This window comes from Streptomyces sp. NPDC001415 (assembly GCF_053597395.1).
This window is the reverse complement of the sequence record NZ_JBSFIE010000007.1, coordinates 180,644-196,644: the sequence shown is the minus strand read 5'-3', so window position 1 is coordinate 196,644 and position 16,001 is coordinate 180,644. Positions and strand designations below refer to the sequence as shown.

General features: G+C 71.1%; 15 protein-coding genes. 7 read left to right on the top strand and 8 right to left on the bottom strand.

The genetic code is table 11. The features are described 5' to 3' along the window. The first annotated feature begins 74 nt into the window (after nt 1-74). Complete coding sequence (gene paaN, locus ACWC2B_RS12140; protein WP_450716370.1) at nt 75-1,739, top strand: phenylacetic acid degradation protein PaaN; 1,665 nt, start codon at nt 75-77, stop codon at nt 1,737-1,739. 27 nt (nt 1,740-1,766) lie between these two features. Here the strand turns inward: paaN and ACWC2B_RS12135 are convergent, their stop codons facing one another. From ACWC2B_RS12135 to ACWC2B_RS12125, 3 genes are all read right to left on the bottom strand, one after another. Continuing rightward, nucleotides 1,767-2,453 carry a TrmH family RNA methyltransferase gene (locus tag ACWC2B_RS12135; RefSeq protein WP_450716369.1) on the bottom strand — a complete coding sequence of 229 codons (687 nt, stop codon included), beginning with the start codon at nt 2,451-2,453 and terminating at the stop codon, nt 1,767-1,769. Then, nucleotides 2,450-3,664, bottom strand: coding sequence for an HTTM domain-containing protein (locus ACWC2B_RS12130; RefSeq protein WP_450716368.1), 1,215 nt, complete (start codon nt 3,662-3,664; stop codon nt 2,450-2,452). The genes ACWC2B_RS12135 and ACWC2B_RS12130 overlap by 4 nt, the downstream gene beginning before the upstream one ends. A 176-nt stretch (nt 3,665-3,840) precedes the next feature. Next, nucleotides 3,841-4,464, bottom strand: a complete 624-nt coding sequence (locus tag ACWC2B_RS12125) for a DUF5819 family protein (RefSeq protein WP_450716367.1) — start codon at nt 4,462-4,464, stop codon at nt 3,841-3,843. Between the two features lie 570 nt (nt 4,465-5,034). On the opposite strand from ACWC2B_RS12125, the gene paaA reads away from it, so the two are divergent. The 6 genes from paaA to ACWC2B_RS12095 all read left to right on the top strand — a co-directional run bounded on the left by paaA (nt 5,035) and on the right by ACWC2B_RS12095 (nt 10,140). After that, entirely contained in the window at nt 5,035-6,063 is a 1,029-nt protein-coding gene (paaA, locus tag ACWC2B_RS12120) for a 1,2-phenylacetyl-CoA epoxidase subunit PaaA (protein ID WP_450716366.1), read from the top strand. Beyond that, nucleotides 6,060-6,347, top strand: a complete 288-nt coding sequence (gene paaB / locus ACWC2B_RS12115; RefSeq protein WP_053729227.1) for a 1,2-phenylacetyl-CoA epoxidase subunit PaaB — start codon at nt 6,060-6,062, stop codon at nt 6,345-6,347. Before paaA ends, paaB begins: the two co-directional genes overlap by 4 nt. Beyond that, nucleotides 6,344-7,063, top strand: coding sequence for a 1,2-phenylacetyl-CoA epoxidase subunit PaaC (paaC, locus tag ACWC2B_RS12110; RefSeq protein WP_450716365.1), 720 nt, complete (start codon nt 6,344-6,346; stop codon nt 7,061-7,063). The genes paaB and paaC overlap by 4 nt, the downstream gene beginning before the upstream one ends. Then, nucleotides 7,057-7,560 carry a 1,2-phenylacetyl-CoA epoxidase subunit PaaD gene (gene paaD, locus ACWC2B_RS12105; RefSeq protein ID WP_450716364.1) on the top strand — a complete coding sequence of 168 codons (504 nt, stop codon included), beginning with the start codon at nt 7,057-7,059 and terminating at the stop codon, nt 7,558-7,560. The genes paaC and paaD overlap by 7 nt, the downstream gene beginning before the upstream one ends. Further along, entirely contained in the window at nt 7,561-8,613 is a 1,053-nt protein-coding gene (locus tag ACWC2B_RS12100; RefSeq protein ID WP_450716363.1) for a 2Fe-2S iron-sulfur cluster-binding protein, read from the top strand. Nucleotides 8,614-8,997: 384 nt separating this feature from the next. Next, complete coding sequence (locus ACWC2B_RS12095; RefSeq protein ID WP_450716494.1) at nt 8,998-10,140, top strand: acyl-CoA dehydrogenase family protein; 1,143 nt, start codon at nt 8,998-9,000, stop codon at nt 10,138-10,140. 19 nt (nt 10,141-10,159) lie between these two features. Here ACWC2B_RS12095 and ACWC2B_RS12090 read toward each other — a convergent pair whose 3' ends face one another. The 5 genes from ACWC2B_RS12090 to ACWC2B_RS12070 all read right to left on the bottom strand — a co-directional run bounded on the left by ACWC2B_RS12090 (nt 10,160) and on the right by ACWC2B_RS12070 (nt 15,898). Further along, nucleotides 10,160-10,504, bottom strand: a complete 345-nt coding sequence (locus ACWC2B_RS12090; protein ID WP_450716362.1) for a rhodanese-like domain-containing protein — start codon at nt 10,502-10,504, stop codon at nt 10,160-10,162. A gap of 44 nt (nt 10,505-10,548) precedes the next feature. Continuing rightward, complete coding sequence (locus tag ACWC2B_RS12085; RefSeq protein WP_450716361.1) at nt 10,549-11,460, bottom strand: J domain-containing protein; 912 nt, start codon at nt 11,458-11,460, stop codon at nt 10,549-10,551. 232 nt (nt 11,461-11,692) lie between these two features. Beyond that, on the bottom strand, nt 11,693-13,159 hold the full coding sequence (locus tag ACWC2B_RS12080) for a DUF2252 domain-containing protein (RefSeq protein WP_450716360.1): 1,467 nt from the start codon (nt 13,157-13,159) through the stop codon (nt 11,693-11,695). Between the two features lie 306 nt (nt 13,160-13,465). Next, complete coding sequence (locus ACWC2B_RS12075; protein ID WP_450716359.1) at nt 13,466-14,125, bottom strand: response regulator transcription factor; 660 nt, start codon at nt 14,123-14,125, stop codon at nt 13,466-13,468. Nucleotides 14,126-14,203: 78 nt separating this feature from the next. Beyond that, complete coding sequence (locus ACWC2B_RS12070) at nt 14,204-15,898, bottom strand: sensor histidine kinase (RefSeq protein ID WP_450716358.1); 1,695 nt, start codon at nt 15,896-15,898, stop codon at nt 14,204-14,206. Nucleotides 15,899-16,001 lie beyond the last annotated feature (103 nt).

Here is a 16,001-nt window from a genome sequence, read left to right as displayed (position 1 = left end):
CCGATCGTTCGGTTACTCTAACGGTGTCCGGCTGTCCCTGCCCAGCTCGATGACTCGACGAGGAGTTGCTCGCCATGCAGCTGACCGAGAAGCACAGGCCCACCCTGGACGGGGCCCTGGAGGCAATCCGCACGCGTGCGTACTGGTCGCCGCACCCGGAGCACCCCAAGGCCTACGGGGAGACGGGCGCCGAGGACGGCAAAGCCGCCTTCGACGCGCTCCTGAACCGGCGCTTCGACCTCGACCAGCCGGGCACCGACGACTGGACGGGCGCCGAACTCTCGCCCTACGGCATCGAGTTGGGCGTCCAGTACCCGCACCCGGACCTTGACGTGCTGCTCCCCGCGATGCGGGCCGGCATGGGCGACTGGCGGGCCGCGGGCCCCGAGACACGGGCCCTGGTCTGCATCGAGATCCTGGCCCGGATCGGGGCGCGGACGCACGAGTTCGCGCACGCGGTCATGCACACCAGCGGCCAGGCCTTCATGATGGCGTTCCAGGCGGGCGGGCCGCACGCCCAGGACCGCGGCCTGGAGGCCGTCGCGTACGCCTACCAGGAGCAGACCCGCACCCCGTCGGGCAGCACCGCCTGGTCCAAGCCGCAGGGCAAGCGCGAGCCCCTGGAGCTCGCCAAGACGTTCACGCCGGCCGGTCGCGGCATCGCCCTGCTGATCGGCTGCAACACCTTCCCGACGTGGAACGGCTACCCGGGCCTGTTCGCCTCACTGGCCACCGGCAACCCGGTCCTGGTCAAGCCGCACCCGCGCGCGGTCCTGCCGCTCGCGATGACGGTGAAGGTGGCGCGCGAGGTGCTCGCCGAGGCCGGCTTCGACCCCAACCTGGTGGCGCTCGCGGCCGAGCGGCCCGGCGAAGGCATCGCCAAGACCCTCGCGGTGCGCCCCGAGATCAAGATCATCGACTACACGGGCTCCACGGCGTTCGGCGACTGGCTGGAGGCCAACGCCCGCCAGGCGCAGGTCTACACCGAGAAGGCCGGCGTCAACACGGTGGTCATCGACTCCACCGACAACTACAAGGGCATGCTCGCCAACCTGTCCTTCTCGCTGTCCCTGTACAGCGGCCAGATGTGCACCACCCCGCAGAACCTGCTGATCCCCCGCGACGGCATCACCACGGACGCGGGCAAGAAGTCGTACGACGAGGTCGTCGCCGACCTCGCGGGCGCGGTCGGCGGGCTCCTGGGCGACGACGCCCGGGCCAACGCACTGCTCGGTGCCCTGGTCAACCCCGACGTGAAGACCCGCCTGGACGCGGCCCCCGGCCTCGGCGAAGTCGCCCTGCCCTCAAGGGAGGTGGCCAACCCCGAGTTCCCGGACGCGGTGGTCCGCACCCCGGTGATCGTCAAGCTGGACGGCGCGAAGCCGGACGCGGAGGCCGTCTACCTGTCGGAGTGCTTCGGCCCGGTCTCCTTCGCCGTCGCCGTCGACTCCACGGCGGACGCGGTCGAGCTGCTGCGCCGCACCGTCCGCGACAAGGGTGCGATGACGGTCGGCGCGTACACCACCTCACCGGTGGTGGAGCGCGCCGTGGAGGACGTCTGCCTGGACGAGTCGGCCCAGCTGTCGCTGAACCTGACGGGCGGGGTGTACGTCAACCAGACGGCCGCGTTCTCCGACTTCCACGGCTCGGGCGGCAACCCGGCGGCCAACGCGGCCCTGTGCGACGGGGCGTTCGTGGCCAACCGGTTCCGCGTGGTGGAGGTCCGCAGGCAGGTCTGAGCGCAGCCCCATGTGAGCAGAGGTACGTCAGTCGGGGACGACGGCGTGCCTCTGCACCCAGGAGTGCATCGCGATGGCCGCCGCGGCCCCCGCGTTGATCGACCGCGTGGAGCCGAACTGCGCGATGGAGCACACCATATGGGCGTGTTTACGGGCCTCTTCGGTGAGACCAGGGCCCTCCTGGCCGAAGAGCAGCACACACCGGCGCGGCAGCTCGGTCCGCTCAAGGGGCACCGCGCCGGGCAGGTTGTCGATCCCGATGATCGGCACGCCCTCCGCCAGCGCCCACGCGGTCAGCGACTCGGTGTCCGGGTGGTGGCGGACGTGCTGGTAACGGTCGGTGACCATCGCCCCGCGCCGGTTCCAGCGGCGCCGCCCGACGATGTGGACCTCCTTGGCCAGGAACGCGTTCGCGGTCCGCACCACGGAGCCGATGTTGAAGTCGTGGCCCCAGTTCTCGACGGCCACATGGAAGTCGTGCCGCCGGGTGTCGAGGTCGGCGACGATCGCCTCGCGCGTCCAGTACCGGTAGGCGTCGACGACATTGCGCCGGTCGCCGTGCGCGAGCAGCTCCGGGTCGTACCGCTCGCCCTCGGGCCAGGGCCGCGGGTGCGGGCCCACCCCGACCTCGGCCGGGCCGAAGCCTTCGTCGTACTGGATGGGGTCGCCGGCCGGGGCATCCTCGGCCCGGGCCTGCTGTTCGGTGCTGCTCACCCCACGAGCGTACGTGGCCGCTCGGTCTCCTCGGCCCGCTCCCGGCGCTGCTCGGGAAGGCGCGCGCCCGGCCGCAGCCGACCCGCGACGCCGCCCACGCTGCGCAGGAAGGACGTCGGCAGGAACACGGCGTCGGCGGCGATCATCGCCAGCGAGAAGAACGGCAGTCCGAGCAGGACCGCGATCCCGGCGTGCTCCAGCATCATCGCCACGAGCAGCACGTTCTTGACCCGCCGATTGAACAACGTGAACGGGAACGCCACCTGCACCATGACCGTTCCATAAGTGAGCAGCATCACGATCACCCCGCTCGTGCCAAGCAGGGAGGAGAGTTCGGGCCACGGCGAGAAGTAGTCGAGCTTCAGCGGGTAGAACAGCGCGGTCCCGTCCTGCCAGCGGCTGCCCTGGATCTTGTACCAGCCCGCGGTCGCGTAGACCAGACAGACCTCCGCCATGATCACGACCATGGCCGCGTTGTGGACGAGGTTGCCGAGGACGTCGAGCAGCGCCCGCGAGTCGCCGTCGGCGAACCTGCCCACCGCCCACCACAGGCCCTGCACGGCCCACATGCCCCAGAACACGACCCACAGCCACCACTCGCCGCCGCCGAAGACGCCGGACCCGGACGTACGCCAGGTGCCGATGAGCAGCCCGAGGCCGCACACCGCCCACAGCACCGGGCCGACCCGGTCCCGGCGCACCCCGCGCGCGGCGCGCCGCGCATCCAGCGACCAGACCTGCGCGCACCGCGTGAAGACCAGATAGATCGCCATCAGGTGGATGACGTTGTCACCGCCGTCCCCCATGAAGACGGAGCGATTCTGCAGAGAGAGCACACCGATCATGAAGACGACGGACATGGTGCGGGTGCGCCAGCCGAGCATCAGGAGTGCGCTGGACACGACGGCCAGCGCGTACACGACCTCGAACCAGACCGTGCTGTCGGTCCACAGCAGCGCGGTGAACGCGTGGTTCCCGGACACCAGACGGTTGCCGAGCTCCCAGCTCCAGGGGCCGTCGGGGCCGTACAGCTCGCGGCGGTTGGGCAGTTCGCGCAGCAGGAAGAACAGCCAGGTCGCGGAGAACCCGATCCGGACGACCGCGCTCTGGTACGGGCCGAGGGCCGCGGACGAGACGAGGCGTACGGCGCGCGCGGCCCGGGTCTCGCCGGCGCCCTCGGCCGAGCGAGGCACTTCGGGGGATTCGGGCACGTCTTGGGTTACAGGCGCGTCGGGGGCTTCGGGCGCTTCGTGGGTTACAGGTGCTTCGTGGGTTACAGGTGCTTCAGGAAAGGTGTCGGCCGCTGCCCCGGGGCGTCGGCCGTTCGCCGGGCGGGTGGCGGGGCTTTCCGCCGGGCGGGCGGTCGGGCCGTCGTGGTCGTACGTGCTCACCGCTTCGCCTCCGTACGTGCGTCACCGGCGCCCTGGGGCAGGTCGGCCGGGGTCACCGTCCACCACGGCACCTCCCGGTAGGAGGGCCGGGTGTCGGTCTTCTCGTCGCTCCACGAGGGGCCCTTGACCGATGTGGTCATGGACCTGACCTGAATCCGGTCGACCGAGCCGCCGTCGCGGTGTGTGCCGAGCCGGAGCATCACGATGCGGCGCAGGTACTGCTCGGAAAGCTCGCCGCGCTGGCCGTTCGGCTTGTTGTCGTCGGTGTGCGAACCAACGAAGAAGTCCCAGCCGCGGCGCAGTTCGTTCTGCTCGGTGTGGCTGGGCAGCGGGTTGTGCCGGATCGCAGCGCCGTCCTGGGCCGAGAGGTCGATCCAGTCGGTCGTCCTGGTCGTGCCGTTGGGCAACTTGATCTCGGCACGCGCCTGGACGTCGATGTTCTGCTGCAGCGGATTCGGCGCGAAGAGCTTCCAGTTCTGCTCGAACTCGGGGTAGATCCAGTCGTCGACGGCCTTGCCGTACTGCTTGCTGACCGTGTTGGACGGTGCGACGTGCAGGAAGACCATCCCGATCTGCACGCAGGCGATCACGCCGATCACCGCGAGCGCGAGAGCGGCCACGACCTGGAACCGGAAGGGCAGCCCGGCGATCCCCCGGGAGGCGCCGTCCCCGCCGCGGGAATCCTGGGAGCCGGGTTCGTCAGCGGGATCGGGGCCACCGGCAGGGTCCGGGTCGCCCGCGGGGCCGGAGCCGCCCGCAGGGCCGGAAACGGGGCCGGGGACGGAAACGGGGTCCAGTCGCAGGGCCGAAATCCGGTCCGGGTCCGCCGCCGCCCACGTGGCGGGATCTCGGTCCGTAGCCGCCGAAGAATCGAAAACGGCGTCAGCGCCCGGGCCGGCAGCCGCACCGGTTTCCGGGGCCGGGCCCCGTCCCACCGAGGCTTCCGGACCGCTCGCGGCCAGGTCGCCGGACCCGGCCGAAGCGGCCCTGACCTGCCCAGATCCCGCCCCGTCGGCCTTGCCCCCGGCTCCGGTCCCGTGCTTGTACGAATCCATCCCGCCCCGATCGGCACCCACTGAGTTATCCACAGGGTTGACACCCTACGGGCCGTCGACTCACCATTGAAGTCATTGAACCGAACGATCGGTCGGTTGGTGGACAGCCGCACAGCAGCTCGGCAGGGGGCCGGAATGACCGGAGTGACCGCGACAGCCACGGCAGCCGCAGGGACGGACGCCTCGTACCTGGCGGTGTTCGACGCGGCCGTCGCCGCGGACGAGCGGATCGAGCCACGCGACTGGATGCCCGAGGCCTACCGCTCCTCGCTGGTACGCCAGATGGCCCAGCACGCCCATTCCGAGATCATCGGCATGCAGCCGGAGGCGAACTGGATCACCCGCGCCCCGTCCCTGCGCCGCAAGGCCATCCTGATGGCCAAGGTCCAGGACGAGGCGGGCCACGGCCTGTACCTCTACAGCGCGGCCGAAACGCTCGGCACCGGCCGCGACGAGCTCCTCGACAAACTGCACTCGGGCCGCCAGAAGTACTCGTCGATCTTCAACTACCCCACCCTGACCTGGGCCGACGTCGGCGCGATCGGCTGGCTGGTGGACGGCGCGGCGATCACCAACCAGGTCCCCCTGTGCCGCTGCTCCTATGGTCCGTACGCCCGGGCGATGGTCCGCATCTGCAAGGAGGAGTCCTTCCACCAGCGGCAGGGGTACGAGCTGCTGCTCACCCTGTCCAAGGGGACGCCCGAGCAGCACGCGATGGCGCAGGACGCGGTGAACCGCTGGTGGTGGCCCTCCCTCATGATGTTCGGCCCGCCCGACGACGAGTCGGCGCACTCCGCGCAGTCGATGACCTGGAAGATCAAGCGGCACTCCAACGACGAGCTGCGCCAGCGCTTCGTGGACATAGCGGTCGGCCAGGCCGAGGGCCTCGGTCTGACCCTGCCCGACCCCGAGCTGCGCTGGAACGAGGAGCGCGGCCACCACGACTTCGGCGCGATCGACTGGACGGAGTTCTGGGAGGTCCTCAAGGGCAACGGCCCCTGCAACGAGCAGCGGATCACCCAGCGGCGCCGCGCCCACGAAGAAGGCGCCTGGGTACGGGACGCGGCCGCCGCCTACGCCACGAAGCAGCGGACGCCACAGCAGACCCAGCCCGCCCATCAGACCCAGCCCGCGCAGCACACGGACGGAGAGGCAACGGCATGAGCACGCACGACTGGCCGCTCTGGGAGGTGTTCGTGCGCTCGCGCCGCGGACTGTCCCACACCCACGCCGGAAGCCTTCACGCACCGGACGCCGAGATGGCGCTGCGCAACGCCCGCGACCTGTACACGCGCAGGTCGGAGGGCATCTCGATCTGGGTGGTGCCGTCTGCGGCGATCAGCGCGTCCTCGCCGGACGAGAAGGACTCCTTCTTCGACCCGGCCGCCGACAAGCCCTACCGCCACCCGACGTTCTACGAGATCCCGGAAGGGGTGAAGCACCTGTGACGGCCATCGTCTCGGCGGACGCCGCCCTCGCCCTCGGTGACGACGCCCTCGTGCTCTCGCATCGGCTGGGGGAGTGGGCGGGCCACGCCCCCGTCCTCGAAGAGGAAGTCGCCCTCGCGAACATCGCCCTCGACCTGCTCGGCCAGGCCCGGGTGCTGCTCTCGCAGGTCGGCGACGAGGACGAGCTGGCCTACCTCCGCGAGGAGCGGGCCTTCCGCAACCTCCAGCTCGTCGAACAGCCCAATGGCGACTTCGCCCACACCATCGCCCGCCAGCTGTACTTCTCGACGTACCAGCACCTGCTGTACGGCGAACTGTCGGCAGGCGACGGCGAGTTCAGCCCGCTCGCGGCGAAGGCGGTCAAGGAGGTCGAGTACCACCGTGACCACGCCGAGCAGTGGACCCTGCGGCTCGGCGACGGCACCGAGGAGAGCCACCAGCGGATGCAGCGGGCCTGCGAGGCGCTGTGGCGCTTCACCGGCGAGATGTTCCACCCGGTGCCGGGCCTCGACCTCAACTGGGCCGACCTCGAAGCACGTTGGACGACGTCGGTGACCTCGGTCCTGGGCCGGGCGACCCTGACCGTCCCCGAAAGCCCCCGCACCGGCGCCTGGGCGGCGGGCGCCGGCCGGCAAGGACTACACACCGAATCCTTCGGCCGGATGCTCGCCGAAATGCAGCACCTGCACCGCAGCCACCCGGGGGCGTCATGGTGACCGACATCGCCCCCACTCCCCTGGAGACCGAGCTGCGGCGCCTCGCCGGCTCCGTCCCCGACCCCGAACTGCCCGTGCTCACCCTCGAAGAGCTCGGCGTACTGCGCGCCGTGCAGGTCGAAGCGCCGGGCAGGGTCCGCGTCGAACTCACCCCCACCTACACCGGCTGCCCCGCCGTGGAAGCCATGTCCTCGGACATCGAGCGCGTGCTCCACGACCACGGAATACCGCACGTCTCGGTCGTACGAGTGCTGTCCCCCGCCTGGTCGACCGACGACATCAGCGCGGAAGGCCGCCGCAAACTCGCCGAGTTCGGCATAGCACCGCCACGCCCGCACACCGCCGAGGGCCCGGTCGCGCTCACCCTGTCGGTGCGCTGCCCGCACTGCGGATCCACCGACACCGAGCTGCTCAGCCGCTTCTCCTCCACCGCGTGCAAGGCACTGCGCCGCTGCGTGTCGTGCCGTGAACCGTTCGACCACTTCAAGGAGTTGTAGATGTTCCATCCGCTCCGCGTCAGCGAGGTCGAGCAGCTCACGGACGACTCGGTGGCCGTCACCTTCGCCGTGCCGCCCGAGCTCCGCGAGGCCTACCGGCACCTCCCCGGCCAGCATCTCGCCCTGCGCCGCAGCGTGCGGGGCGAGGAGATCCGCCGTACGTACTCGATCTGCGCGCCCGCCGTCGAGGCGCCTCACGAGCCGGTCCTGCGGGTGGGCATCCGCCTCGTGGAGGGCGGCACCTTCTCCACGTACGCCTTCAAGGAGCTGGCCGTCGGCGACACCGTCGACGTCATGGAACCGATGGGCCGCTTCGTCCTGGAACCGCGCCCCGGGCACTTCGCGGCGATCGTCGGTGGCAGCGGCATCACCCCGGTCCTCTCGATCGCGGCGACCCTGCTCGCCCGCGAGCCCGAGGCGCGGTTCTGCCTGATACGCAGCGACCGCAGCGCCGCCTCCACGATGTTCCTCGAAGAGACAGCCGACCTGAAGGACCGCTATCCCGAACGGTTCCAGCTGGTCAACGTGCTGTCCCGCGAGGAGCAGCAGTCCGGACTGCCCTCGGGCCGGCTCGACCGCGAACGGCTCAGCGAGCTGCTGCCCGCGCTGCTCCCGGTGGCGGACATCGACGGCTGGTTCCTGTGCGGCCCCTTCGGCCTGGTCCAGGGCGCCGAGCGGGCCCTGCGCGGGCTCGGCGTCGACCGCAACCGGATCCACCAGGAGATCTTCCACGTCGACGCGGCACCGGCGTCCATGGCCACCGCCGCCGCCCCGGCGCACGCCACGCTCACCGCGACCCTGGACGGCCGCTCGGGCAACTGGCCGGTGAAGGAAGGCGAGTCCCTCCTGGAAACGGTGCTGCGCGCCCGCGCGGATGCCCCGTACGCCTGCAAGGGCGGGGTGTGCGGGACGTGCCGGGCCTTCCTGGTCAAGGGCGAGGTACGGATGGAGCGGAACTTCGCGCTGGAGCCGGAGGAGACGGACGCGGGCTACGTCCTGGCCTGCCAGTCGCACCCCGCGACGGGGGAGGTGGAGCTGGACTTCGACCGGTGAGAGCCTGAGGGAAGGACGGCGGGTCGTAGCCGAGCCGGGGCCGCAGGGCCGCGTGGAGCGGGCCGGGGGCCGGGGGCCGGGCTGAAGTGGCCCTTACGGGGCCATGCCGGCCATGCGTGCTCAGCGCTCTGAACCAGGGGCGTTCGACGCGGCCGTTCCCCACCTGCTGAGCCAGCGGCGTTCGGTTCGTCTCGTCCGTGCCCCACCTGCTGAGCCAGCGGCGTTCGGTTCGTCCATTCCCCACCTGTCGGCGCCTGCCCATTCCCATCCCATAGAACCTGTTCTATCTTGACGACCCGTCAGATCAGGTCGGTCGGCGCGCAGTTCACCCTGCGGCGCGGCTGCCCATCCGGACAGAGCCGGTGCGAGCGGGAGGACAAGGCCGTGGACTTCACCTTCACCGAGGAGCAGCAGGCAGCCGTCGAGGCGGCCAAGGCGGCCTTCTCCGGCGTAGCACCCGACGCGGTACCCAGCCCCGCACTCACCCCGGGCGCCGTGGCCGACGACTTCGACCGCCCGCTGTGGAACAGGCTCGCCGCATCGGACCTGCTGAGTCTGGTCCTCGACGCCGAGCACGGCGGAGCGGGCCTCGACCCGATCGCCCTGTGCCTGGTCCTGCGCGAATCGGCCAAGGTCCTCGCGAGGCTTCCCCTACTGGAGACCAGCGCGGTCGCCCTCGCCGTACAGCGGTACGGCCAGGCCGAGTTGAGCCGGGATCTGCTGCCCGCGATCGGGCGGGGCGAACTCGTCCTGACGGTCGCCACCAACGGCCGCACCGGTCACGACGGCGCCGAACTCGCCGTCACCGCCCGCCGGGACGGCGAGGACTGGGTGCTCGACGGCACGCAGACCGGCGTGCCCTGGGCCCAGACCTGCGACCGCGTCGCCGTGCCCGCCCACACCGCCGAAGGCCGCGCCGTACTGGCCCTGGTCCCCCGCACCCACCAGGGCGTCAGCCTCGCCGAGCAGATCTCCACCACCGGCGAACGCTTCGCCGAACTCCACCTCGAAGCCGTACGCGTCGGCACAGCGGCGGTCATCGACGCGGACGGCGCCTGGGAATGGCTGCGCAACCTGCTCGCCACCGGAACCTGCGCCCTGGCCCTCGGCCTTGGCGAAGCCGTCCTCACCATGACCAGCCAATACACCGGCAAACGCGAGCAGTTCGGGCACCCCGTCGCCACGTTCCAGGCCGTCGCCGTCCAGGCCGCCGACCGCTACATCGACCTGCGCGCCATGGAAGCGACCCTCTGGCAGGCAGCCTGGCGCATCAGCACCGGCGCCCAGAGCGCACTGCCCGTCGCCGGGGACGTCTCGGTCGCCAAGATCTGGGCCGCCGAAGGCGTACGCCGCGTCGTCCAGACAGCCCAGCACCTGCACGGCGGCTTCGGCGCCGACACCGACTACGCGCTGCACCGCTACCACGCCTGGGCCAAGCAACTGGAGCTCTCGCTCGGCCCGGCCGCCGCCCACGAGGAAGCCCTCGGCGACCTCCTCGCCGCACACCCGCTCAGCCAGAGCGCGTAGGCCCGGATCCGAATCGGGGTTAGATGACCGTGCCCGGCGCGCCCTGGTCGTCGACGACCTTGCGCCCGGAGGCCTCCCACACCTGCATGCCGCCGTCGACGTTCACCGCGTCGATCCCCTGCTGCACCAGATACTGCGTGACCTGCGCCGACCGTCCGCCGACCCGGCACATCACATACGCCCGACGCCCGCCCGCGACCGCCTCGGTCACCTCACCGAAGCGGGCCACGAACTCGCTCATCGGCACATGCAGCGCGCCCTCGGCATGCCCGGCCGCCCACTCGTCGTCCTCCCGGACATCAAGCACCAGGGCGTCGGCCGGCACCTCAGCGACATCCACCGAGGGCAGCTGGGCGAAATTCATGGGTCATGCCTTCTCTCGTACGAACCCGGCAGGTCCCCCGAACGCTACTGCACCAGCTTCGCGAGCTCAGCCTCACGACCGGCCACCTCGGCCAGCAACTGCTCGGCGATCTCGTCGAGCAGCCGGTCCGGATCGTCCGGCGCCATCCGCAGCATCGAACCGATCGCGCTGTCCTCCAGCTCCCGGGCCAGCAGCGCCAGCAACTCCTTGCGCCGGCTCAGCCACTCAAGACGCGCGTACAGCTCCTCGCTCTCGCTGGGCCGCACCTGGGCCGGCACCGGACCCGCCGCCCACTCATCGGCCAGCTCCCGCAACAGCACCTCGTCACCGCGCCCGTACGCGGCATTGACCCGGGCGATGAACTCGTCCCGCCGCGCCCGCTCCGCCTCGTCCTGCGCCAGATCCGGGTGCGCCTTGCGGGCCAGCTCGCGATACAGCCTGCGCACCTCCTCGCTCGGCCGGACCCGCTTGGGCTGCTGCACCGGCTGGCCGGTGAGCATCGAGGCAGCCTCGGGGGAGAGGCCGTCGGAGTCCATCCAGTCGTGGAACAGTTCATCGACCCCCGGCATGGGCATGACCGCCGCCCGCGCCTCCCGCGCCCTGCGCAAATCTTCGGGATCACCACTCTGTACGGCCCTGGCCTCGGCGATCTGCGCGTCCAGCTCATCGAGCCGGGCATACATCGGACCGAGCTTCTGATGGTGCAGCCGGGAGAAGTTCTCCACCTCGACCCGGAACGTCTCCACCGCGATCTCGAACTCGATCAGCGCCTGCTCCGCCGCCCGCACCGCCCGCTCAAGCCGGGCCTCTGGCCGCTCCCCCTCGGCCCCACCCGGCGGACTCATGCCGGCCCCGGCATCCTCACTCAACGGCGTGCCCGGCTCGCCGCCCGAAGGCGGGGTGGTCAGCGGGTCCTCGTTCCGGGCAGTCGTACCGCCGGCAGCTTCGTCCGTCACCGGACCAGCGTACGGGCGGGGGGAGGGGGAGGGGGCCCTCCCCTCCCCCCACCCCACCCACCCCGCCCAAGCCCACCCAGCCCTAACTCCAAACTCAGCCCATGCCCCGGCCCCGCCCCCAGCCCAGCGCAGGCTCAGCTCAGGCCTGGCGCAGGCCCAGCTCAGACCCGGCCGAGCTCACGCCAGCTCAACCGCGCTCTCCTCAAAAGCCCAGGCTGCCCCCCGACCTCGCTCAAACCCCCAGCTCTGCCGCGACCCGCCCATCCCGTACGGCCGCGGTCAGGATCGCGTGGTCGGCTTCCGTGCGGTCGGCGTAGGTCACCGCGAAGGCGGTCACCGCTTCGTCGAGCTCCTCGTTCTTTCCGCAGTACCCGGCTATCAGCCGCGGATCGACGCTGTGCGCATGGGCCCGGGCGAGCAGCGCGCCCGTCATGCGCCCGTAGTCGTCGAGCTGGTCGGCGGCAAGGGCGGCCGGGTCCACGCTGCCCTTGCGATTCCTGAACTGCCGTACCTGGAAGGGTCGTTCGTCCACGGTCGTCCAGCCGAGCAGGATGTCGCTGACCACCTGCATCCGCTTCTGCCCGAGCACCACGCGGCGCCCTTCGTGCCCGACGTCGGGCGTCTTGAACCCGGCCTTCGCCAGATGCGGCAGCAGCGCCGAAGGCCTGGCCTCCTTGACCTGGAGCACGAGCGGCTCACCCCGGTGGTCGAGCAGCAGCACCACGTACGACCGTGTTCCGACGCTTCCCGTGCCGACCACCCGGAAGGCCACGTCGTGGATCGCGTACCGGGCGAGCAGCGGCAGCCGGTCTTCGGACAGGGTGTGCAGGTACTCCTCCAGCGCGGCGGCGACCGTCCCCGCCTCGGCGTCGGTCACGCGGCGCAGCACCGGCAGCGCGTCGACGAAGTGCCGGCTGCCGTCCTTGCCCTGCTCGGTCGCCTTGGTGGCGAAGCGTGCGCTGGTGTTGTTGCGGGCTTTTTCGGAGACCCGTTCCAGGGTGCCGAGCAGGTCGTGGGCGTCGGCGTGGGAGACGAGTTCCTCGTCGGCTATCGCGTTCCAAGCATCCAGGACCGGCAGTTTCGCGAGCAGGCGCATGGTGCGGCGGTAGGCCCCGACCGCGTCGAACGCCGCTGCCCGGCAGGTGACCTCGTCGGCGCCGGCCTCCCGGCCCGCCAGTACCAGCGACGCGGCGAGCCTTTTCAGGTCCCATTCCCAGGGGCCGGTCACGGTCTCGTCGAAGTCGTTCAGGTCGATGACGAGGCTGCCGCGCGCGTCTCCGTACAGGCCGAAGTTGGCCGCGTGCGCGTCGCCGCATATCTGTGCGCCGACGCCGGTGACGGGCGTGCCAACCAGGTCGTGTGCCATCAGTCCGGCGGAGCCCCGCAGGAACGCGAAGGGGCTGGCGGCCATGCGGCCCACGCGTATCGGCGTGAGCTCGGGTACCCGGCCCGCGTTGGATTCCTCCACCGCGCGGACGGCGTCCGGCCGGTCGGCGGAGAGCAGCAGCGAATCGTGCGAGGCGCGCGGGAACCGGTCCCGCAACGCTTTCCCCTCGGCCTTCGGGGATCCCTGTGCCCGGCGGTTTCCCGTTCCCGGTGCGTGCGGGCGGCGGGCGAATCCTGGGACGTCGGGGATCCGTCCCCGCCCGTCCTCCACCCCAGACCGCTGCGCCGGTGCCAACGCGTCGACCTCACCCATGGCGTGCCGCCTCCCCCGTCTCGTGCAACGCTCTCAACGTTCTCGTACAACGTTCTTGTGCAGCGCTCTCGCCCAACATCAAGAGTTCAACTGCCCCTGACGGTACAGGCGTCGGCGAAAGGCCGTCTCCCCCTGTGGATAACTCTGCGGGCACTCTTCTCGGCAGCCGGGTTTCCCGTCGTTTCACGTGAAACAGCCAAACGATGATGAGGGCGCCAAAGGGCAGGCGGCAAAGGGAACTTGAGGACGCGGGAGGGCACAGAAGCGGGATTCGAGGCCGGGCCCCAGGAAGCCCAGCCGCAGCCCCTACAACCCCGCGTCCCGTGCCAGCAGCGCCGCCTGGACCCGGTTCTCGCAGTCCAGCTTCGCCAGGATCCGGCTGACGTATGTCTTCACGGTGGCCTCGCTCATGTGGAGCCGCTTGCCGGCATCCGCATTGGACAGTCCTTCGCCGAGCAGCGCCAGGACGTCCCGCTCGCGCTCGGAGAGCACGCCGACCCGGCGCCGGGCTTCGTCGGCGCGGGCGGCGGCGCGGCCCGTGGCGAGCTGGTCGACGACGTGGCGGGTGGCCGCGGGCGAAAGGTAGGCGTCGCCTGCGGCCGCGGCGCGTACCGCACGGATCAGTTCGGCGGGCGCGGTGTCCTTGAGGAGGAATCCGGCGCCGCCGCGTTCCAGGGCGCGCAGGACGTTCTCCCGCTCCCCGAACGTGGTGAGGATGATCACTCGCGCCGCCGGTACGGTCCGGCGCAGCTCGGCCAGTGCGCTCAGCCCGTCCATTTCGGGCATCTGGATGTCGAGCAGCACCACGTCGACGGCGTGGGAGCGGGCGAGTTCGACGGCTTCGCGGCCGTTGGTGGCCTCGGCGACGACGTCGATCGCCGTGTCCGAGGTGAGGATCATGCGGATCCCGGCCCGGATGAGGGGTTCGTCGTCGGCGATCACGACCCTGATGCGTGGTCCCGTCACACCCAAATCCTGTCCTGATCCTGTCCTGTACGCCGCTCGGCCGCGCCCAAAGTCGGCCCGAGCCGCTCCGCGCCGCGGCTAGCGCGCCACGTCGTACGACTTCTTCTCGATCAGCTTGCCGTCCTTGAAGCAGAACCGGAACACCGGCTCGGTGTTGAGGCCCTCACCGGTGTCGGAAGACATCAGGACCAGGCAGCGGGAGCCTTCCGGTTCGGCGGGGCCTTTCCCGGCGAGGCCGGAGGTCAGGACGGTGTCGCCGCTCGGCAGCTCGTTGCGGACCTCCGCCTCGGACGTGCCGACCTTGATCCTGTCGTACTCGGACGGGTCGATCATGCCCTTCTCGGCCGATCCGGCGAGGAAGAACAGTCCGACTCCGGCGGCGATCGCCAGCAGTACCACTGCCCCCACGGCGATTCCGCATCCCAGCGCGACGCCCCCGGCCCTGTTCCTGCCGCCCATGCCCAGCTCCTTCTCCGCGATGTTCCAGTCCACGACCGGACCACCGTCGCCGAGCGGGAGGGCGGGTGACTGCTGTCGGAAGTCGTCGGGGGCGTCGACGAACGTCGCGGCCTCGGCCGCCCCGTAGGGCAGTACGCCCGCCACACGGAAGCCGCCGTCGTCCGTGGGGCCGGTGTGCACCATGCCGCCGACGAGCCGGGCACGCTCGTGCAACCCGGTGAGGCCCTGGCCGCCGCTGACCACTTCGCCGGCCTGGTCGGCGGTGGCCCGGTCGACGACGCCGTTGACGACCTCGACGACGAAGGAGTCCGGTTCGTAGCGCAGTTCCACGGTGATCGGGGCGCCGGGCGCATGCTTGTACGCGTTGGTCAGGGCTTCCTGGACGATCCTGTACGCAGCGTGCTCGCCGGCGGCGGCCAGCGGCCGGGGCTCGCCGCTGCCGCGCAGTTCCACGGTGTTCCCGGCGGAGCGTGCGGCCGCCACGAGCGCCTGGATCCCGGCGGTGCCGCGGGCGGCAGGCTGGGCTCCGTCGGGGGCGGCGGGGGCTTCGATGCCGTCGCGCAGGATGCCGACGACCTCGCGCAGTTCGTGCATGGCGGCGACCGAGGCCTGGCGCAGCACGCCGACGGCTTCGCGCTGGCGACCGGTCAGTTCGGGGTCGACTTCGAGGGCGCCGGTGTGCACGGAGATGAGGGCCAACTGGTGGCCGAGGCTGTCGTGCATGTCCTGGGCGATGCGCTGGCGTTCGCGCAGCCGGGCCTGGCCCGCGACCATGGCGCGTTCGCGGAGCAGCTGGGCGTTGTGTTCCTGCATGGCGCGCAGCAGGGTGCGCCGCTGGGACCAGTACCTGTTGGTGAGGCCGGGTACGACGGCCGCCGCCAGGAAGAAAAGGGTGCTGAAGACACCCATGAGGATGGGCTGCGCGATGGGCCACAGCGTGATGATGCCGAGCGCCTGGTAGAGGACGAAGGCGGCCGTGAAGGCGGCCAGAGCCCGTCCGGCGCCGACGATGCGCCGCCCTGCGGACCAGGCCGCGACCATCAGCAGCGGGGCGGTTTCGCCCGCCGCCATGGACAGGGCGGCCGCCGCGAGCAGCACGCTCGCGGGCAGGGAGCGGCGCAGCAGGGACAGCACCGCGACGCCGAGGGCGACGGCCACGGCCCTCAGCGGTCCTCCGGCGAGCAGTCCGATCCCGCCCGCCATCAGGGCCAGTACGAGCGCGAGCGCGGCCTCGCCGGTGATCCGGCGCCGCGTCCAGGGCTCGGGCCCCTTCAGCAGGCGCCATCCGCTACGGCCCCTCGATGACACATCCACGTCCGCACCCTAGGCAGAGCGTCCCCTGGTGGACGGCTCTCTTTCGTCGCGCCTCGCCGCGACAAAAGTCGATCTGTTCGCGCCGCCCGGAGCTCCGTCATGG